This is a genomic window from Haloarcula nitratireducens, assembly GCF_019599505.1.
Genome location: NZ_RKLT01000001.1, coordinates 1,021,651 through 1,038,766 on the forward strand (window position 1 = coordinate 1,021,651; position 17,116 = coordinate 1,038,766).

At 67.5% G+C, this 17,116-nt stretch carries 12 protein-coding genes and 1 tRNA gene; 6 read left to right on the top strand and 7 right to left on the bottom strand.

What is annotated here, in order from left to right; genetic code table 11:
* The first annotated feature begins 87 nt into the window (after positions 1-87).
* Positions 88-435, top strand: a complete 348-nt coding sequence (locus EGH23_RS05215) for a hypothetical protein (RefSeq protein ID WP_220578946.1) — start codon at positions 88-90, stop codon at positions 433-435.
* A 6-nt stretch (positions 436-441) separates the two neighbouring features.
* On the opposite strand, the gene dinB is transcribed toward EGH23_RS05215, so the two are convergent.
* Both dinB and EGH23_RS05225 read right to left on the bottom strand, forming a co-directional pair.
* Complete coding sequence (gene dinB / locus EGH23_RS05220; RefSeq protein WP_220578947.1) at positions 442-1,842, bottom strand: DNA polymerase IV; 1,401 nt, start codon at positions 1,840-1,842, stop codon at positions 442-444.
* A 50-nt stretch (positions 1,843-1,892) separates the two neighbouring features.
* Positions 1,893-2,426: a hypothetical protein gene (locus EGH23_RS05225; RefSeq protein WP_220578948.1), complete on the bottom strand. Its 534-nt coding sequence runs from the start codon at positions 2,424-2,426 to the stop codon at positions 1,893-1,895.
* A gap of 386 nt (positions 2,427-2,812) precedes the next feature.
* Here EGH23_RS05225 and EGH23_RS05230 point away from each other — a divergent pair, with 386 nt between their 5' ends.
* Complete coding sequence (locus tag EGH23_RS05230) at positions 2,813-4,219, top strand: response regulator (protein ID WP_220578949.1); 1,407 nt, start codon at positions 2,813-2,815, stop codon at positions 4,217-4,219.
* A gap of 6 nt (positions 4,220-4,225) precedes the next feature.
* Here the strand turns inward: EGH23_RS05230 and EGH23_RS05235 are convergent, their stop codons facing one another.
* Both EGH23_RS05235 and EGH23_RS05240 read right to left on the bottom strand, forming a co-directional pair.
* Positions 4,226-6,724 carry an efflux RND transporter permease subunit gene (locus tag EGH23_RS05235; RefSeq protein WP_220578950.1) on the bottom strand — a complete coding sequence of 833 codons (2,499 nt, stop codon included), beginning with the start codon at positions 6,722-6,724 and terminating at the stop codon, positions 4,226-4,228.
* Between the two features lie 3 nt (positions 6,725-6,727).
* Positions 6,728-10,798, bottom strand: coding sequence for a COG1361 S-layer family protein (locus EGH23_RS05240; protein WP_220578951.1), 4,071 nt, complete (start codon positions 10,796-10,798; stop codon positions 6,728-6,730).
* A 279-nt stretch (positions 10,799-11,077) separates the two neighbouring features.
* On the opposite strand from EGH23_RS05240, the gene EGH23_RS05245 reads away from it, so the two are divergent.
* From EGH23_RS05245 to EGH23_RS05255, 3 genes are all read left to right on the top strand, one after another.
* On the top strand, positions 11,078-11,431 hold the full coding sequence (locus tag EGH23_RS05245; RefSeq protein WP_220578952.1) for a hypothetical protein: 354 nt from the start codon (positions 11,078-11,080) through the stop codon (positions 11,429-11,431).
* Between the two features lie 214 nt (positions 11,432-11,645).
* Positions 11,646-12,068 carry an ester cyclase gene (locus tag EGH23_RS05250; protein ID WP_220578953.1) on the top strand — a complete coding sequence of 141 codons (423 nt, stop codon included), beginning with the start codon at positions 11,646-11,648 and terminating at the stop codon, positions 12,066-12,068.
* A gap of 156 nt (positions 12,069-12,224) precedes the next feature.
* Complete coding sequence (locus tag EGH23_RS05255; protein WP_220578954.1) at positions 12,225-13,652, top strand: zinc ribbon domain-containing protein; 1,428 nt, start codon at positions 12,225-12,227, stop codon at positions 13,650-13,652.
* A 211-nt stretch (positions 13,653-13,863) separates the two neighbouring features.
* Here the strand turns inward: EGH23_RS05255 and EGH23_RS05260 are convergent.
* The 3 genes from EGH23_RS05260 to EGH23_RS05270 all read right to left on the bottom strand — a co-directional run bounded on the left by EGH23_RS05260 (position 13,864) and on the right by EGH23_RS05270 (position 15,253).
* Positions 13,864-14,044: transfer RNA gene (locus EGH23_RS05260), tRNA-Trp, on the bottom strand.
* A 54-nt stretch (positions 14,045-14,098) separates the two neighbouring features.
* Entirely contained in the window at positions 14,099-14,326 is a 228-nt protein-coding gene (locus EGH23_RS05265; protein ID WP_162316003.1) for a DUF5795 family protein, read from the bottom strand.
* Between the two features lie 39 nt (positions 14,327-14,365).
* Entirely contained in the window at positions 14,366-15,253 is an 888-nt protein-coding gene (locus EGH23_RS05270) for a DUF5794 domain-containing protein (protein ID WP_220578955.1), read from the bottom strand.
* 372 nt (positions 15,254-15,625) lie between these two features.
* Here EGH23_RS05270 and guaB point away from each other — a divergent pair, with 372 nt between their 5' ends.
* Positions 15,626-17,110 carry an IMP dehydrogenase gene (guaB, locus tag EGH23_RS05275; protein ID WP_220578956.1) on the top strand — a complete coding sequence of 495 codons (1,485 nt, stop codon included), beginning with the start codon at positions 15,626-15,628 and terminating at the stop codon, positions 17,108-17,110.
* The last annotated feature ends 6 nt before the right edge of the window (positions 17,111-17,116 follow it).

The window sequence follows — 17,116 nt, forward strand, 5'->3', positions numbered from 1 at the left end:
AGATTACGGAACGGTTTCGCGGCTGATACGTGAGCAAGGGCTATTGCGCTGGCTCGTCTCGTACTACTCGAACCGGCCCGCGACCACATGACCCGCTACGACACCTTCGTCGAGGACGGAACGGTCTACGTCGGGAGCGCCGACGGACCGATCGAGGTCGCGCCGCTCTCGGCCGTCGTCGACGCCGTCGGCGGCCCGGCGTGGACGATAACCTACTCCGACGCCGAGAAAGCGCGGCACCCGGAGATGAACGTCGACGACGAGGGGCTGGTCGTGGACGTCGTCGACATGCTCAACGCGATGACCCACGGCGAGCGGTTCGTGGCGACGCTCGCGGCCCACCCGACGACGGTCCCCGAAGAAGACACGATATCGCCGCGCGCGGGGCTGTTCGTCGGCAAGTTGCTGGAGAACCTGGAGAACGGCGTCTCCTGAGTCGGCTCACTCGAAGTCGCCCAGCGACGCCTGTCCGTCGCTCTGGGTCGTATCCGCGTCGCCCTCGGTCGTCTCGCCGCTCGGCTCGCCGTCCGCGCCTTCGGTCCCCGCCTCGCCGCGCTCGAAATCGGTCAGCGATATCTGACCGTCCGACGTCTCGGGCGAGGACGCGACGGCGGCGTCGCGCCGCGTCCGCCCGTTCTCCGTCCGCTCGTCCGGCGTCCGACCGCCTTCCGCCTGCGTCTCGGTAGCCGAGTCGTCGCCCTCGAACCCGGTGAGACTGGCCTGCTCGCCGGCGGAGAAGTCCAGGTTCGAGACGCGCACGCCGACCTTCCGGACGGCGGCGTCCGCGAACTCCGAGAGCAGGTCCAGCGCCACCGACTCGACGAGGTCGGCGTCCGCGACGGGACCGGGCAGCGACCGGGCGCGCGTGTGGATCTCGTAGGGGGGTTCGACCACCTTGATGCCGATGGTCTGATAGCGGACCTCCTTCCGGTGTGCGCGGTCGGCGACCGCCGCCGCGAGCGTCTCGACCTTCCGCCGTTTCTCCGCCGGGTCGTCGACGGCCTCGGTGAAGGCGGACTCCCGCGAGAGGCTCTTGGGGTCGCCCTTGGGCGTGACGGCGCGGGTGTCCTCGCCGCGGGCGTAGCGGCGGATCTCCCGGCCGCGCTCGCCGAAGCGGTCGTCGAGCGTCCCCGGGTCCGCGTCGGCGAGGTCTCCCGCCGTCTCGATGCCCAGCCCGGCGAGTTCGCGAGCGGTCACCGGGCCGACGCCGTGGACCTCCTCGACAGGGAGGTCGGCGAAGAACTCGCGGACTTCGCCGGGGCGGACGACGACCAGTCCGTCGGGTTTCTCGCGGTCGCTCGCCACCTTCGCGGCGCTCAGCGTGGGTGCGAGACCGACGCTCGCCGCCACGTCCACCTCGGATTCGATGGTCGCCTTCAGGTCGGCGGCCCACGCCTCGGCGTCGTCCCACGCCACCGTCTCGGTGACGTCGAGGTAGGCCTCGTCGATGCTGACCTCGCGGACCACGTCGGCCGCGTCGCGGATGATCTCTTTGACCTCGCCGGCGACGGCCTCGTAGTAATCGAGGTCGACGGAGCGATAGTGTCCCGCTTCCTCGACGGAGAGGTCGGGATCGTCGACCGCCTCGACTTTCCGCGGGAGGCGCTCCAGCGCCTCGGAGATGGCCATCGCCGACTCGACGCCGAACTCGCGGGCCTCGTAGCTCGCCGTGGCGACGGCCCCGTGGGTCTCGCCGCCCTCGTAGCCCATGCCGACGACGAGGGGCTCGCCCTCAAGTGCCGGTTCGCGCCGCCGTTCGCACGCCGCGTAGAAGCAGTCCATGTCGACGTGGGCGACCACCTGCGCCGGCTGACTGGTCCCGGGGAGCCGCGCGGCGTCCATATCAGGGGCTACGCGTCCGTAGTAAAAACCCCTCCGGCGGTCCCGCCGTCCTACCGCTGCTCGTCCGCCGCTTCGTCGGACTGCGCGTACACTCTGGTCGGGCCGTCGATACGCTCCAGGTTCGAGCGCAGCGCGCGGGCCTGTTCGTCCGTCGCCGCCGGCGTCAGCGTCACGGTTATCTCGCCGTCGAACGGGTGGGCCTCCAGTTGACTCCGCGCTTCGAACAGGCGACCGTAGCCGTCGCTGCCCCACTCGACGGCCGTCGTGAACACCATCGCGGCGAAATCGCGGCCGTAGTTCGCCTCGGCCTTCGTCGAGAGCGCGTCGAGTCGCTGGCCGACCGACGAGAGCGAGCGCAGCGCCGGGACCGCGAGCAAGAGGTCGGTGACCGGGTACGCCGGTCGGTCGCCGAGGTCGGGAGCGTACGCGCCGTCGATCCGCTCGAACGCCGGCCCGTCGGTCACGCGGAACGCCACCAGCCGAGAGAGACCGTCGGCGTAGAGGTGCGCCTCGGTCCGCGGGACCATCCCTGCGCCGATGGGCGGCGTCTCGCCCGCTCTGATGACTGCGGCCAGCACGCTCATGGTTAGAGAGACGACGCGTCGCTCACTGAAACGACTGTCGCAGAACCGAAACGAATACGTCGGCGAGTTCGCCGTCCCGCCGACGTACACTCGGCCACCGATACCAATCCTGTGGCGACGGCGGTCGTTCCCGCCGGGAGCGTCGGTGGCTCCATGTTACCATTGATCACGACACTACTTCAATCTTGTTCACGCCGAGCGACACGCCCCCGTCGAGTACCGACGAACCGAGGGCGAATCTAAGTCGCCCGCACCGAGGCACCCCGATTCGGCGGGGCGGCGATCGACGCCGCTATTTTCGGCCAGTTACCGACAGAATCGGGCGAGATATCCCAGATATCACTACAGTTAACTACCGACCGGTCTTGGTTACGCCGAGTGACAGGATGGACAGCGTAGAGCCAGTATCCCCGGACCGAACGCTCGCTTCCGACATCGTTGTCCTCCACGTCGACGACGACGAGCAGTTCCGTCGAGCGACGGAGCTGAAGCTGGGCCGGGAGCCGAACATCACCGAGATACGCTCGGCCGGTTCGGTCGACGCCGCGCTCGACCGCTACGCCGACGAGGGGGTAGATATCGACTGTATCGTCAGCGACTACGAACTCCAGAACCGGACCGGCATCGACCTCCTGCGAACCGTTCGCGACGCCGACCCGAACCTCCCCTTCATCATCTTCACGGGGGCCGGGAGCGAGGACGCGGCGTCGGACGCGCTCTCCGCCGGCGCGACGAACTACCTACAGAAGGGCAGCGACGACATCCGGTTCGCGGTCCTCGCGAAACATATCAGACAGGCCGTCGAGAACCGGCGCGCCGAGAAGGAGATCCACCGCGGATTCAAGGCCATCGAGGTCACGAACGAGGGCATCGCGCTCGTGACCCCCGACTTCGAGTTCAACTACGTCAACGAGGCGTTCGCACACCTGTTCGGCTACGACCAGAACGAACTACTGGGAAGAGACTGGGGCTGTGTCGTTCCCGAAGCAGTGACCGCGTACGTCGAACCGACGTTCGAGCCCGCCATGGACCAGTGGGAGACGGAGACGACGGTCACCGAACCGGACGGCTCCGAGATGACGCTTCACGTCACCGTCTCGCCGATCACGAACGACGGGTTCGTCTGTACCGTCGAGAACGTCACCGAGCGAAAGGAGCGCGAAGCGGCCCTCGAACGCGAGAACGAGCGCCTCGACCAGTTCGCGAGCATGGTGTCCCACGACCTTCGAAACCCCATCAACATCGTCGAACTCTACACGGAGGAAGCGCGCAAGACCGGCGACGAGGAGTACTTCGACGAGATCGAGGCGGCCACCGACCGAATGAAGGACATCGTCTCCGACCTCCTCGCGCTGGCTCGCACGGAGGAGATCGAGACGGACGACTCCGTCTCGCTCTCGGCGCTGGCCGGCGAGACGTGGGAGAACACGGAGACCGAGAACGCCTCGCTCGAGAACGAGTTCGGCGACGCGCGCGTCGTCGCGAGCGAACCGAGACTGAAGGAACTGTTCGCCAACCTCTACCGGAACGTGGCGGCCCACGCCGGAGAGGACGTGACCGTTCGGACCGGACGGACGGCCGACGGGTTCTTCGTCGAGGACGACGGCACAGGCATCCCGGAGGCGGAGCGAGAGCGGGTCCTCGAAGCCGGCTACTCGACCGGCGAGACGACCGGGTTCGGCCTGACAATCGTCGCGCAAGTGGCGACCACGCACGGCTGGACCTTCGAGATAAGCGAGAGCGAGAGCGGCGGGGCCCGCTTCGAGTTCGGCGACGTGGAGTTCGACCCCTGAGGGGGATCAGCCGACGTACCGCGCCCAGAGCACGACGACGCTCGGCGTGACGACCATCGCCGTGAGATACGAGTAGAGGATGGAGAGCGCCGTGAGCACGCCGAACTGTCCCAGAACCGGGGTGATGGCGAGCACGAGGACGCCGGTTCCGCTGACCGTAGTCAGCATGCTGCCGGTGAGCGCGCCGCCGGTACCGGTGACGGTGGCCCGAAGCGCCGAGACGACCGCGTCGGTCCGCGTCTCCGTCCCCCGTCCTTCGGAGGCGAGTTCGCTCTCGTCGTCGACGCGCGCGTCGTACTCGTCGACGAACCGGTGGACGAAGTGCGCCGAGTAGTCGATGCCCAGCCCCAGCGAGATGGAGAGGATGGTCGCGGTGAGCGCGTTGAACGGGAGGCCGAAGTACCGCATCGTTCCGGCGAGCAGGGCGATCGTGACGAGAATCGGGACGAGGTTGACGACGCCGAGCGACGGCCGGCCGACGAGCGCGTAGTAGATCACGACGAGGAAGACGGCCGTCGCGGTCAGCGCGACGAGGAGGCTCCGGACCGACGACAGGAGGATCGCGTCGGCGACGTCCTGAAAGACGACGACGGCCCCGGTCGCGGTGGCGTCGTACCGATAGCGGTCGGCGACGACCCGCGCGTCGCGCGTGACGGCCGACTGCTCGGCGTCGCTCTCGGTCGTGTAGACGACGCGCGTGCTCCGGAGGTCCTCGGTGACGTAGCGAAGCGCCTGCTCGCGGGCCGACGAGGACAGGAGCGCGTCGAAGATGGCCTCGACGTTGTCGTCGGGAACGCCGTCGCCGTCGACGTCGCTCCGGCGGAGCAGGCGAGCGAACGACGCGGATTGGTTCGCGTGCGACCGGATCACGTCGAGGATACTCTCGGCCTCGGCCCGCCGGTTCTCCGCGACGAACGACTCCGGCGGGTCCAGCCCCGCCCGCTGGATGGATTCCAGGGCGTCGTCCTGGCGCAACGGCCGCCTGAGGTAGACGACGACGGTGTCGTCCTGTGCCGAGGCGAAGTTCTCTTCGAGGAAGTTCGTCCGCTCCGTGACGGTGTACTCGCCCGGTCGGAACGGCTCGGGCAGCTCTTCGAGGTAGTCGGGATTGTCCTCCGGCGGGAGGAAGTCGTCCTGTGAGAACGCCGTGTCGACGCCGGTGCCGTAGTAGCCCGCCCACGCGGACCCGAGCAGCACGACGACGAGAAACGCCGCGGGCGCCCGTCGCGCGACGGCGACCCCGACCGGGAGGACGCGCCCGAGCGGCGTCTCCTCGCGGCCGAGCGGTCGCTGGAACGGCATCGGGATCCCCAGCGATTCGAACAGTTCGTCCACCGCCACCTTCGCCGCCGGGAGGAACACGCCGAAGATGAGGAAGGTGAAGACGATGCCGACGGCCGCGATGATACCGAAGTCCCGTATCGGCCCGAGGTCGCTGACCGTGTTCGCGCTGAACCCGATGACCGTCGTCCCGGTGACGATGAAGAAGGCGACCAGCAACTGGCGGTTCGACACGGCCATCGACTCACGGACGTCGAATCCCTCGGCGCGCTCCTCGCGGTAGCGGTTGATGGCGTGCAAGCCGAAGTCGATGCCCACCGCGAGCAACAGCGGCGGGATCGCGATGAGCAACTGGGTGAAGGGGATGCCCGTGAGCCCCAGAAAGCCGAGCGTCCAGACGACGGTCATGAGCAGCGAGAGAACGCCGAGAAAGAGGTCCACGGGGTTGCGGTAGGCGTAGAGGAGGAAGACGAAGATGAGCGCGACGGCGGCGGGGACCACGATGAACAGCGAGTCGAAGATGATGGTCGAGAACTCCGCCGCGACGAGCCCCGACCCGAAGACGACGACGTTCCCGCCCGCCGGTTGGACCATTCGCTGGATTCGCTGTTGAATCGGTGTCAGCGGGCTGTCTCCGCCCATTCCCGCGGCCTCGTCGACGCCGCCGGGGATGCGGTGCTGGACGACGGTTATCGTCGCCGACGCCCGGGCCGACTCCGCGTTGAAGTCCTCGCTCAGGAGGCTCCGGAAGCCCGGCCCCTCGGCGGCCTCGCCCACCGCGCGGTCGATCTCCGCCGGAGCGGCGTCCTCGACGGCGCGGATCTGTTCGTCGGGCGTCGTCGCCGACGGGTCCAGCGTCCGGGCGACGGTCCCGGCCGCGCTGTTCGTCGAGGCGACCCGGAGGTCCTCGCGCGATTCGAGGCGTTCCAAGATTCCCAGCATCCGCAGGAGTTCGGGTTTCGAGAGGACGTTCCGCCCCCGGTGAATCAACTGCGTACTGCCGCCGCCGGTCTCGAACGTCGGACCGAAGTCCTCGTTCACCCGGTCGAACGCCGTCTGGGCGGGGCTGTCCTGCGTGAACTGCTCGGTCCCCGCCTCGGTCGAGATGGTCGTCAGCCCCGGGGCGAACAGCCCCGTCACGAGGAGGAAGGCGACGACCACGGTGGTCGGCCGCCCGACGACGACGTCGTTGATGCGACCCAGAACGTCGTCCAGTGACGCCACGGGTCAGCCTCCGGCCGTCTCCGGGTCGTCGTCCGTCCCGGTTCCCCCCTCTCTCCCGTTCTCGTCGGCCGAACGCCGACGGCGATAGAGCACCGCCGCGACGGCGAGGAGGACCAGGAGAACGGCCAACAGGAGGAGCCACGGGATCCCGTCGTCGACCGGTTCGACGATGCCGACGGCGACCCGATAGGTGTCCGAGAGCTTCGTCTCCTCGTCGGGTTCGTCGTACTGGAAGTCCACGAGCAGCGGGTAGTCCTTCAGGGTCGCGCTCTCGGTCGCGCTTATCGCGAACGTCAACCGGACGGTCTCGTTCGGTTCGAGGCGGTCGACGAACGCCTGCTCGTCGTCGGTGCTCAGCGGGTCGTCGACGAACACTCGGGCGTCGACGTTGGCGACCGGAACGTCCGCGTTGTTCGTGACGTTGAGCGTTATCAGCTCGGTGTCGCCGGCCTCGATAGCGGCGTTCCCGGTGGTGACGCCGAACACCGGGCGTCTGTCGGCGACGCCGACGACGCCGGGCAGCGAGTCGCTCTCGCGGTTCTCGCGGTCGCGGTTCCGGTACTCGACGACGAAGGAGACCCGCCGGTCGCCGGGTTCGGTCTCGTCCAGCACCTCGACGGGGAACGAGACGGTGGCCGCTTCCTCGGGTGCGAGGCGGCCGACTGGCGACTCGTTCTCCCGGATCACGACGTTCTCGCTCCCCGCGGAGAGGCGGACGACGGCGTCGGTGACCGTCGTCGGGCCGCGGTTGGTGACCGTCGCCAGGAGCGTCCCCTCCGACCCGACCCGGAGCGTCCCCGAGACGTTGCCGACGGCGAACGATTGTTCCGGCGCGGCGGTCACGCCGAGGAGGGTGCTCTCGGCCGGTTGGCTGTCGCCCGTCTCGTCCTCGTAGGTGGCCCGGAGTCGGAGCGGGTAGCGCTGGCCGCCCCCGTCCTCGGGGGCCGTCACCTGATACGAGACCGTCCGCCGCTCGTCGGGCGCTAACTCGTCGACGAACCGCGACGCGTTCGCCGAGTCCTGGACCTGCAGTTCGCCGCTCTGTGAGCGAAGCGAGACCCTGACTTGCCGTATGGCTTCCTCGCCGGCGTTTTCGAGCGTCACCGTGACGTTGCCGTCCTCGCCCGCCCGGACACTCTCGTTCAAGTCGACGACGCGGACGGTGTCGGTCTCGCCCGCGACCGACAGCGTCGAGGAGAGGGGGTCGGTCGCGCGCCGGTCGCCGTCGGCGGTCGTGTAGCGCACGACGAACTGGGCCTGCTTCGGGATGGCCGCCGCGTCTTCCGGGACGACGACTGGCAACCGGAACCGCGAGAACTCGCCCTCAGAGAGGTTGCCGACGGCGTACTCCGTCTCCCGCGGCGCGAGCGACTCGGTCGTCGAACGGATCTCGACGACGACGTTCTCGACGTCGCGCGGCCCGTCGTTCACGACCCGTCCGGTGAGGTCGCTCTCGGCCCCGACTTCGAGCGCGCCGCTGACGCCGCTGACGGAGAACGACTGTTCCGGGGCGGGCCGGATGGCGAGGGAGATCGCCTCCGAGCGCTGCCGGTCGCCGTCTTCGTCCTCGTAGGTGACCCGCACGTCGAACGGGTAGTCCTGTGGAGCCGTGTCGTTCGGTGCGGCCACCTGGAACCTGACAGTCCGGCGCTCGCCGGGGTCCCACTGGCCCACTGCGCGACTCCCGTTGACCCCGCCGCCCGCGCCGACGGTCAGGTCGCCGCTCACCGACTGTAACTGGACCACCGCATCGGTGAGTTCCTCCTCGCCCGTATAGCGAAGGGTGAGCGCGACGGTGCCGTCCTCGCCGACCTGCACGTCGCTCTCGGCGTTCGTCACCCGGAACTGGTCGGCCGCGCCCGCGACCCGATAGCGGGCCGCCAGCCGCTGACTCTCCAGCACGTCGCCCTCGTCGTTGCGGTACTCGACGACGAACTCGAACTGCTTGCGACCCGGTCGCGCCCCGTCGCGAACGCGGATCGGGAACTCGAAGGTCGCGTTCTCGCCGCTGTCGAAGTTCCCGAGGACGTACTCCGATTCGAGCGCCGCGAAGTCGTCGCCGGGCGGAATCACCCGGAGAACTGCCGACTCGGCGTCCTGTGGCCCCTCGTTCTCGACGACGCCGGAGATCGTGCCGTCCCGGCCGACCCGCAGCTGTCCCTCGGGGTCGTCGACGTCGAACCCCTGTTCGGCGTCCGGCGTGACCCCGAACTGAACGTCGTCCGCGACCTGCTCGTCGCCGTCCTCGTCGGTGTAGCGCGTCCTCACCGACACGGGATACTCGCCTGTCGCGGCTTCCGCCGGGAGCCGCGTCGCGAGGTCGAAGGTCCGCTCCTCGCCGGGGTCCCACCGGGCGACGAACCGCGACGTGTTCGAGGCGTTGCCGAAGCGGAGCGAACGGTCGAGCGAGGAGAACGTCACCCGGGCGTCGCGTAGCTCCTCCTCGCCGTCGTTGACGAGCGTCACGCTCGCCGTCCCGCGGTCGCCGACCTGCGAGGCCGAGTCGACTTCGACCACCTCGATCACGTCGACTTCCTCGCGTATCCGCACCGTCGCGAACAGCGGGTCGCTCGTCCGCCGCTCCCCCTCGTCGTTCGTGTAGCGGACGGCGAACTCGAACTGCCGGTCGGTCGGCTCGACGGTGTCGTCGACTCGCAGCGGCAGTTCGAAGTCGACCTCCTCGTCCTCGTCGAGGTCACGGAGGGGAACCTCGCGCTGTCGCGGCGTCACTCCCTCGATGTCGGACCGGTACACCAGCACCGCGTCGGTGACGTCGCGCGGCCCGTCGTTCGTCACCGTCCCCTCGATGGTCCCGTCGTCGCCCACCCGGAGGTCCCCGGAGACGTCCTCCAGGTCGAAGGACTGCTCGTCGTCCGGTTCGACGCCGAACTGCACGTCGTCGGCCACCTGGTCGTCCCCGTCCTCGTCGGTGTAGCGGGTCGTCACCGAGACGGGGTACTCGTCGGTCGCCGAGTCGTTCGAGAACCGCGTCGGGAGGTCGAACGTCCGTTCCTCGCCGGCCTCCCACTCGCCGGCGAACCGCGTCGTGTTCCGCGCGTCGCCGAAGCGGAACCCGGCGTCGAGCGAGGAGAACGTCACTCTGGCGTCCGTCAGATCCTCGTCCCCCTCGTTTTCGAGGGTGACGGTCACGGTCCCGCGCGCGCCGACCTGCGCGTCGGAATCCACGTCCGCGACGTCGATGACGTCTTCCCGTTCCCGTATCTTGACGTCGCCGAACAGCGGCCCGCTCGCCCGTCGCTCGCCGTCTTTCGTCGTGTACCGGAGCGCGAACTCGAACTGCCGCGTCGTCGGTTTCGCCGTCCGGTCGACCCGGAACGGGAGCGTGACGGTCCGGGAGTCGTCCTTCTCGAACTCGCCGAGGGCGACCTCGGACTTCAGCGGCGCGACGCCGTCGGCCGTCTCGCGGACGACCAGCACCGTCCGCTCGACATCTCGGGGGCCGTCGTTCTCGACGGTCACGTCGATCTCGCCGTCGTCGCCCGCCCGGAGCGACCCGTCGACGTCGTCGACGTGGAACCCCTGTTCCCGCTCGGGCTTCACGCCGAAGGAGAGCGGTGCCGACTGGACAGTGTCCCCCTCGGAGTCCGGATAGCGGACGACAACCGTGAGCGGGTAGCGCTGTCGACTGGCGTCCGCGGTGGGCGTGACGGCGAACTTCACCCGCTTTCGCTCGCCTTCCTCCCAGTCGCCGACGAACCGGCTCCCGTTGAGCCCGCTCCCGACGCGGATCTCGGGGTTCGCAGAGCGCAGCACGACCGTCGCGTCCGAGAGATCCCCGAGGTCCTCGTTCTCCAGTTTGATCGAGACGGTCCCCGTTTCGTTGATCCGGAGGTCCTCGTCGACGTCCACGAGTCGGACTCCCCCGGTCCCCGACGAGTCGCTCTGCGTCGTCTCCTCGTCACCGCTACCGCCGTCCGTGCCGTCGTCTGTTCCGCCGTCCATACCGCCATCCGCAGCGCCCATGTCCGTCGTCGCCGCGAGCGAGCCGCCGGTAACGGTCGCTATCGGTGCGGTAGCTACCAGCACGACCACGACGACGAGAGCGCGATTCATCGGTCGTCGGCGAACCTATCGCGCGTCTCTCGCGGGAACGTCGGCCGCTCTCGGCGTCCGCTGCTGTGCGCCATCTACGCGACAACCTCCCGCGAGAAGCACTTTGTATGGCAGACTCTATCACGATAGCGTCGTGCTAACCCCCGACCACCCGGTATCCGGTCGCTCGCGTAATCCGGGATTACCGAGCGACGGGCCGGCGGTCACCGCGTCGCCCGTGGAACATGCAAGCACAGCTCGCTTTTTCCCGAAACGTGGTATAGCCCGATGGAGGCACACATGAGCGACACAGAGACCGAAACGGTCGAACTCACAGAGAGCGAAGGCAGAGAAGTGATCAACGCCCTCGCCGAGCACCGAGTGGCGGAGTCCGGACGCGACGAGCGACGCGCCCTCAACGTCAAGGAGTTCCTCCAGCGCGAGTTCGGGTTCAAGGACGAACACTTCGACAGCGACGAGCACACCCTCGACGACGCGTTCCTGGACGTCTTCGACACCGACGACGACCACGAGATCGAGTTCTCCCGACCCGAAGCGTCCGAGATCGTCGACGCGCTCGCCGACCACGACGAGTCCACCTCCGAGACGGAACTCCGCTCGAAGTTCCAACAGCAGTTCGATCAGCGGTTGTAGGCCTCGACGCTGTCTCTTTCTCTGCCGGCGATTCTTGACTTCGACCGTCTCGTTCCAAGACGCCCGCGCCTATCGAAACAACGCTCCGAGACGAGTCCGCTCGCCCGATCCGTGGTAACTATTAACACATCGGCGACCGTAGCTACGGACGAACGTTCTGACGCGCCGAGCGACGGGAGAGTATCGGGACGAACGTTCGCCAGGGAGGACGCATATGGCAACAGCCACACCAGACGTCGAACGGCTCATGCGGGACTACCAGGAGCTCTGGAACGAGAAGCAGTACGGGAAGATACCCGAGGTGACCGCCGAGTCTATCACCGTCCACGACCCCGGCCATCCGGAAGTCGTAACGGGCCGCGACGGGTTGGAAGCGTATCTCAGAGAGCTCCACGAGGGGTTTCCGGACTTCCACGTGACCATCGAAGAGATGCTCACGAGCGGCGACATCGTCATGGCGAAGTGGACAGTCACGGGGACGCACGAGGGACAGTTCGGCGAGTTCCCGCCGACCGGTAACGCGATGGAACTCGAGGGAATGGATAAGGTCCTGCTCGAAGACGGGAAGATTCTGGAACACCGGGCGCACTACGACACGCGGGAAATGCTCGAACAGCTCGGTCTCACAGAGAGATAACGACGCCAGCCGCGAACCCAATTTTTCGGAGCGTCGATCGGGCAGCGTTCGGTCTCGCGTCATTTCGGGATCCCCAGCCCTCACAGACCGAACCGCGTCAGCGGTGAGCGAGTAGGGCGGAGGAAGTCACAAGTGGGCTGATGACGATTTCTTACTATGCCCGGCTATCTGTGTGAGGAGTGTCAGCGGACCGTTCCATCTGCTCGCTACTGTCCTGAATGCGGGTCACCCTCGCCAGGAGAAGTCGCAGCAATCGAAGGTGTCGATGACAACGAGATGGGGAAGCACTTCTCCGAAATAGCGACAGATGCCCCGCACGAGAGCGTCTCCTTTCACAACCTCCGCTCGAGACACGAGTCCTACGACAAACCACTGGGCGGCTATCTGAGACGGGACGAGCGACCCGAGTTCATCTGCGAACTCAAGAAGTGTACCGTAGAGACAGTGGAGGGTTCGTCGTGGAAGATCTCGGCGGGGGTACTCGATTCGGGACATCTCCTCATCACCGACGAACGAGTTCTCGCCCTCTTTCCGCGCGACGGGGAAGCGCAACTCGTCGAAGTTCCCCTCACCGAGACTGTCGGAGTCGATAGGTCTTCGAGTTGGCGGTCGGACAAACTCGTAGTTACGGACCTACAGGGATACCAGTACGAGTTCGCTCTGGATACCGACCAGGAGACGTTCGAGACGGCCGCTCGTACCGCCGAGGATCTGAACGAGAGCGTGGACTCCGAGGAGTCGAGCGCCGCGAAGTTCCACGACGAGATCGACGCGGAGATCGCCGACGCGGACGACGCGGAATCCGCTCTGTACGCGGTCGCGGCGCTGTTCGGAAAACGGTCCGAAGAGACCCATCTCGACCAGGTCGTCGCCGAATCCGATTCGATGGCGGAGCTGGGACAGCAGATAGCCGCGATGCCGGGGATCGGCGATTCCCAGCCGGAGACGTCGGAGTCTGCGTCCACGACGCAGTTAGCCAAACCGTCGGTCGACGTGACGGGCCTCCGACAGCGACTAGCTCGGAGTGCGAGCAACGCCGACCCGAAGGACGTGGGGAAGTACTCGCTGGGGGCCGTGCTCGGATTCGGCACCGCTGCGGTGTCAGCCCCCTTCTCTACGACCGCCGGGATCGCCGCGCTTCTGGCCGGCGGCGCAGCGACCGGAGCCTACGCCAGTGCAAACCCCCAGTCACTAGCGGCCAGAATCGAGCCGTTACAGCTCGCCGTGAACGCCAAGGACCGGAGCTCACAGCTCGCGTCCACGCCGGGCGCCGGGAGCCATGGGGCCGGTGCCACGCTGGGCACGGCCGAGTATCTGAGCCAGATGAACCACGGCGACCTCGACGAAGCGTACGCGAAGTGGCTCTCGGAGGTCGATATCGAGGCCGTGATCGAAGGCCAGAAGATGGCGACGCGGTACGTCGGTCAAGCAGGCGAGTTCGACGACCCACAGCGAGCGGGCCTACTCGGCGGTGCGGCCGGATTAGCCTACGGGTACGCAGAGTCAGGAGAGGCGACCGACGAGCGCATAGACGGCGACGTCGTAGATGGACTGCTGGACGATACCGACGATCGGGAGTCTTGATCTCTCGACTTAGCTAGCGAGAGACCAGCGGAACTAATCAGTCGGTAGACACACTCACGGAGCTGTTTCGAGTGTGGAGGGCGAGAGATGGGTCGGAGGGATTGTGAACCAGAGGCAGACGGTCGCTCACTGCGTTCGCGCTGCGACTGCCGAGGTTCAAATCCACCTCGTCAATATTCCTGCCGCTCGCGGTGTTGCTCGCGGCAGGAAATGGGGTCGGAGGGATTTGAACCCCCGATCGGCTGATATCTCCGTCCTGTGCCTCGGAACTCCAGAGGGTCATCGTCGCGGACCGGTGATCAGCCGGCCGCTCAGTATATCAGCCCTTGGAGTTTCGTCCCAGGCACGTGGCCTCTGGAGTCAGCCGCCTTCCCGGACTAGGCCACGACCCCGCACTCCGTCGTTTGAGCAGTTGCACTAAAGGGATTTCGATTGGCAGACGGCGGTCAGTCGCGGTCGACCTCGGACCAGTCGCAGTCCTGGCACTTGTAGCCGGTGACGAACTCCATCGCGGAGGGCATGTACCCCACTTCGAGGACGTTGCCGCCGCACTCCGGGCACTCGCGGTCGGCGTCCTCGATCGGTTCGGCGTCCATGACACTCTCTCCCTCGACGAGTTCGGCGAGGCTCTCGGGAGTCTGCATTCGCCCTTGCACGACGCGGTTGTCGGCCATGTCGAATCCGCCGGGCGTGAGAGTCCTAAGCCTTCCCGTTCAGAGCCACGGGGCGCGCTCCTGATTGGCGTCGTACTCGACGGTCTCGCCCTCGTCGGTCTGCTCGTCGGCGGCGACGCCCTGAGAGGCACCGCCGTCGGCGAAGGCGGCCGTCAGGTCCACCGCGTCGGGGCGGTACTCGCTGTGGCGCTCGCGGGCGTTGTCCGGGTCGAACGAGAGGAGGGCGGTGACGGCCAACGCGGCGAGCGCGACCGGCGCGTCCGTGGGGACCAGTCCGAGCACGGAGAGCGCGAGGATGCCGAGCGCGACGGCGCTCCCGAAGCGGAAGCGGTCGATGTCGACGGCGTTGCGGAGCCACGGGCTGGCCAGCGCGACGAGGAGCGCGAACCCGACGCCGACGCCGGCGGTGGCCGCGGCGCGGGCGAGCATCTCGGGGTTGGCCTCGACGACCAGCGTCGCGCCGGACGGGTCGACGCTGGCGAGCAGGCCGAGGCCGACGATGACCGCCGGTCGCGGCAGTATCTCGCCGATCCGAGCGCTCGCGGTCTGGGCGGCGATGGCGAGGATGACGATGCCGGCGAACCGCTGGAAGACGGGGAGCTGGACGACGCCGGCGATCGTCGGTGCGATAGCCGCTTCGACGACCGCGAGCGGCACGAGGACGGCCCCGATGAGGAGCACCGCTCGGGCCTGTTCGCGGGGACCGCCCTCCATCTCGGCCAGCACGACGGCGACCATCGCGGACCCGCCGAAGACCAGCAGGCCGACTTCGAGCATGCCGGTCCACGTCGAGAGCGCGCCGGCGAGGACGAGCACCGGGAAGATACCGTCGACTAACGGCAGGGCCATGACAGTCGCTAACAGTCGGCCGCCGCGACCGACCCGCCGCTCGATGTCGAGGGCGACCGGGTGTCTGGAGCTGCTCATCTAGTGGGCGAGTCGGGGATATCCCGGTACCCGGTGGGTGTCTCTTACGTCGTCCCGAGAGCCGCGGACACACCGTTTCTGCTTGTCGAACCCACCCTGAAATGTATTCTCAGCCGCCGTCGAGCACAGCGCTTGCCGGTCGGTGGCCACAGAGGTGGGTTCGAAGGGACACATATCTGTAACTATCTTTCAGTAGAGTATTAAACGTTGTGTGAGAAACGCCCCCACACCCCGTGAAACGTGCGAAACAGCCACATCGAACTGGACAACTGTGTCGATGCGGGGGGTTTTGCTGAACACCCTCGTATGTCAGCGAACCCCACTCCTGGCGAGTCTCGCAACGTTTTTCCCCGGCCGTACTGGACGGTTTACATGGCGAACGATTCCGAGCCCTTCTCAGAGAAGCTCCGCGTTCCGGAGGCGTTGACCTTCGACGACGTACTGCTGCGACCGAAGGAGTCCCGCGTCGAACCCGACGAGGCAGACACCGCGACACGCGTCTCGAAGAGCGTGCAGCTCAACGTCCCCGTGCTGACGGCGGCGATGGACACCGTCACCGAGAGCGACATGGCGATCGCCATGGCCCGACAGGGCGGCCTCGGCGTCCTCCACCGCAACATGGACGCGGACGAGATGGCCGCCGAGATCGAGCGCATCAAGCGCGCCGACGAGCTCATCATCCGCGACGTCGTCACCGCCAGTCCCGAGCAGACGGTGCGAGAGGTCGACGAGATGATGGAGCGAGCGGGCGTCTCCGGCGCGCCCGTCGTCGACGAAGCGAACAACGAAGTGCTCGGCGTCATCTCCGGGACCGACATCCGCCCGTACCTCGAAGTCGGCGAGTCCGACGCGGTCACCGAGGCCATGACCGACGAGGTCGTCACGGCCCCCGAGGACGTGAGCCCCCGCGAGGCGCTCGAACTGATGTACGACCACAAGATTGAGCGCGTCCCCATCGTCGACGACGGCAACCGGCTCGTCGGACTCGTGACGATGAAGGGCGTCCTCCAGCGCCGCGAGTACGACGAGGCCGCCCGCGACGACGACGGCAAACTCCGCGCCGGGGCCGCCGTCGGCCCGTTCGAGGTCGACCGCGCCCAGATCGCCGACGAGGCCGGCGCGGACATCCTCTTCATCGACTGCGCCCACGCGCACAACGCCAACGTCATCGACAGCGCCCGCGAGATAAAGGCCGAGGTCGACGCCGACGTCGTCGTCGGCAACATCGGCACCCGCGAGGCCGCGGAAGCCGTCGTCGACTTCGCCGACGGCGTCAAGGTCGGCATCGGCCCCGGCTCGATCTGTACGACGCGCGTCGTCACCGGGTCCGGGATGCCCCAGATCTCCGCGGTCGCACAGGTCGCAGACGTGGCCAGCAAGCGGGACGTGCCCGTCATCGCCGACGGCGGCATCCGCTACTCCGGCGACGCCATCAAGGCCATCGCCGCCGGTGCCGACGCGGTGATGCTCGGGTCGTACTTCGCCGGCACGGACGAGGCACCGGGCCGCGTCATCACGATGAACGGCAAGAAGTACAAGCAGTACCGCGGGATGGGCAGCGTCGGCGCGATGAACGAGGGCGGCGGCGAGCGCTACCTCAAGGAGGACGACGAGAACGAGGAGTACGTCCCCGAGGGCGTCGAGGCCGCGACGCCGTACAAGGGGTCGCTCGAATCCGAGCTCCACCAGCTCGTCGGCGGGATGCAGTCCGGCATGGGCTACGTCGGTGCCGAGACGATCCCGGAGTTCAAGGAGCGCTCCGAGTTCGTCCGCGTCTCCGCGGCGGGCCAGCAGGAGAGCCACCCCCACGACGTGATGATTACCGACGAAGCGCCCAACTACAGCCCCGAGAGCTAACTGGGC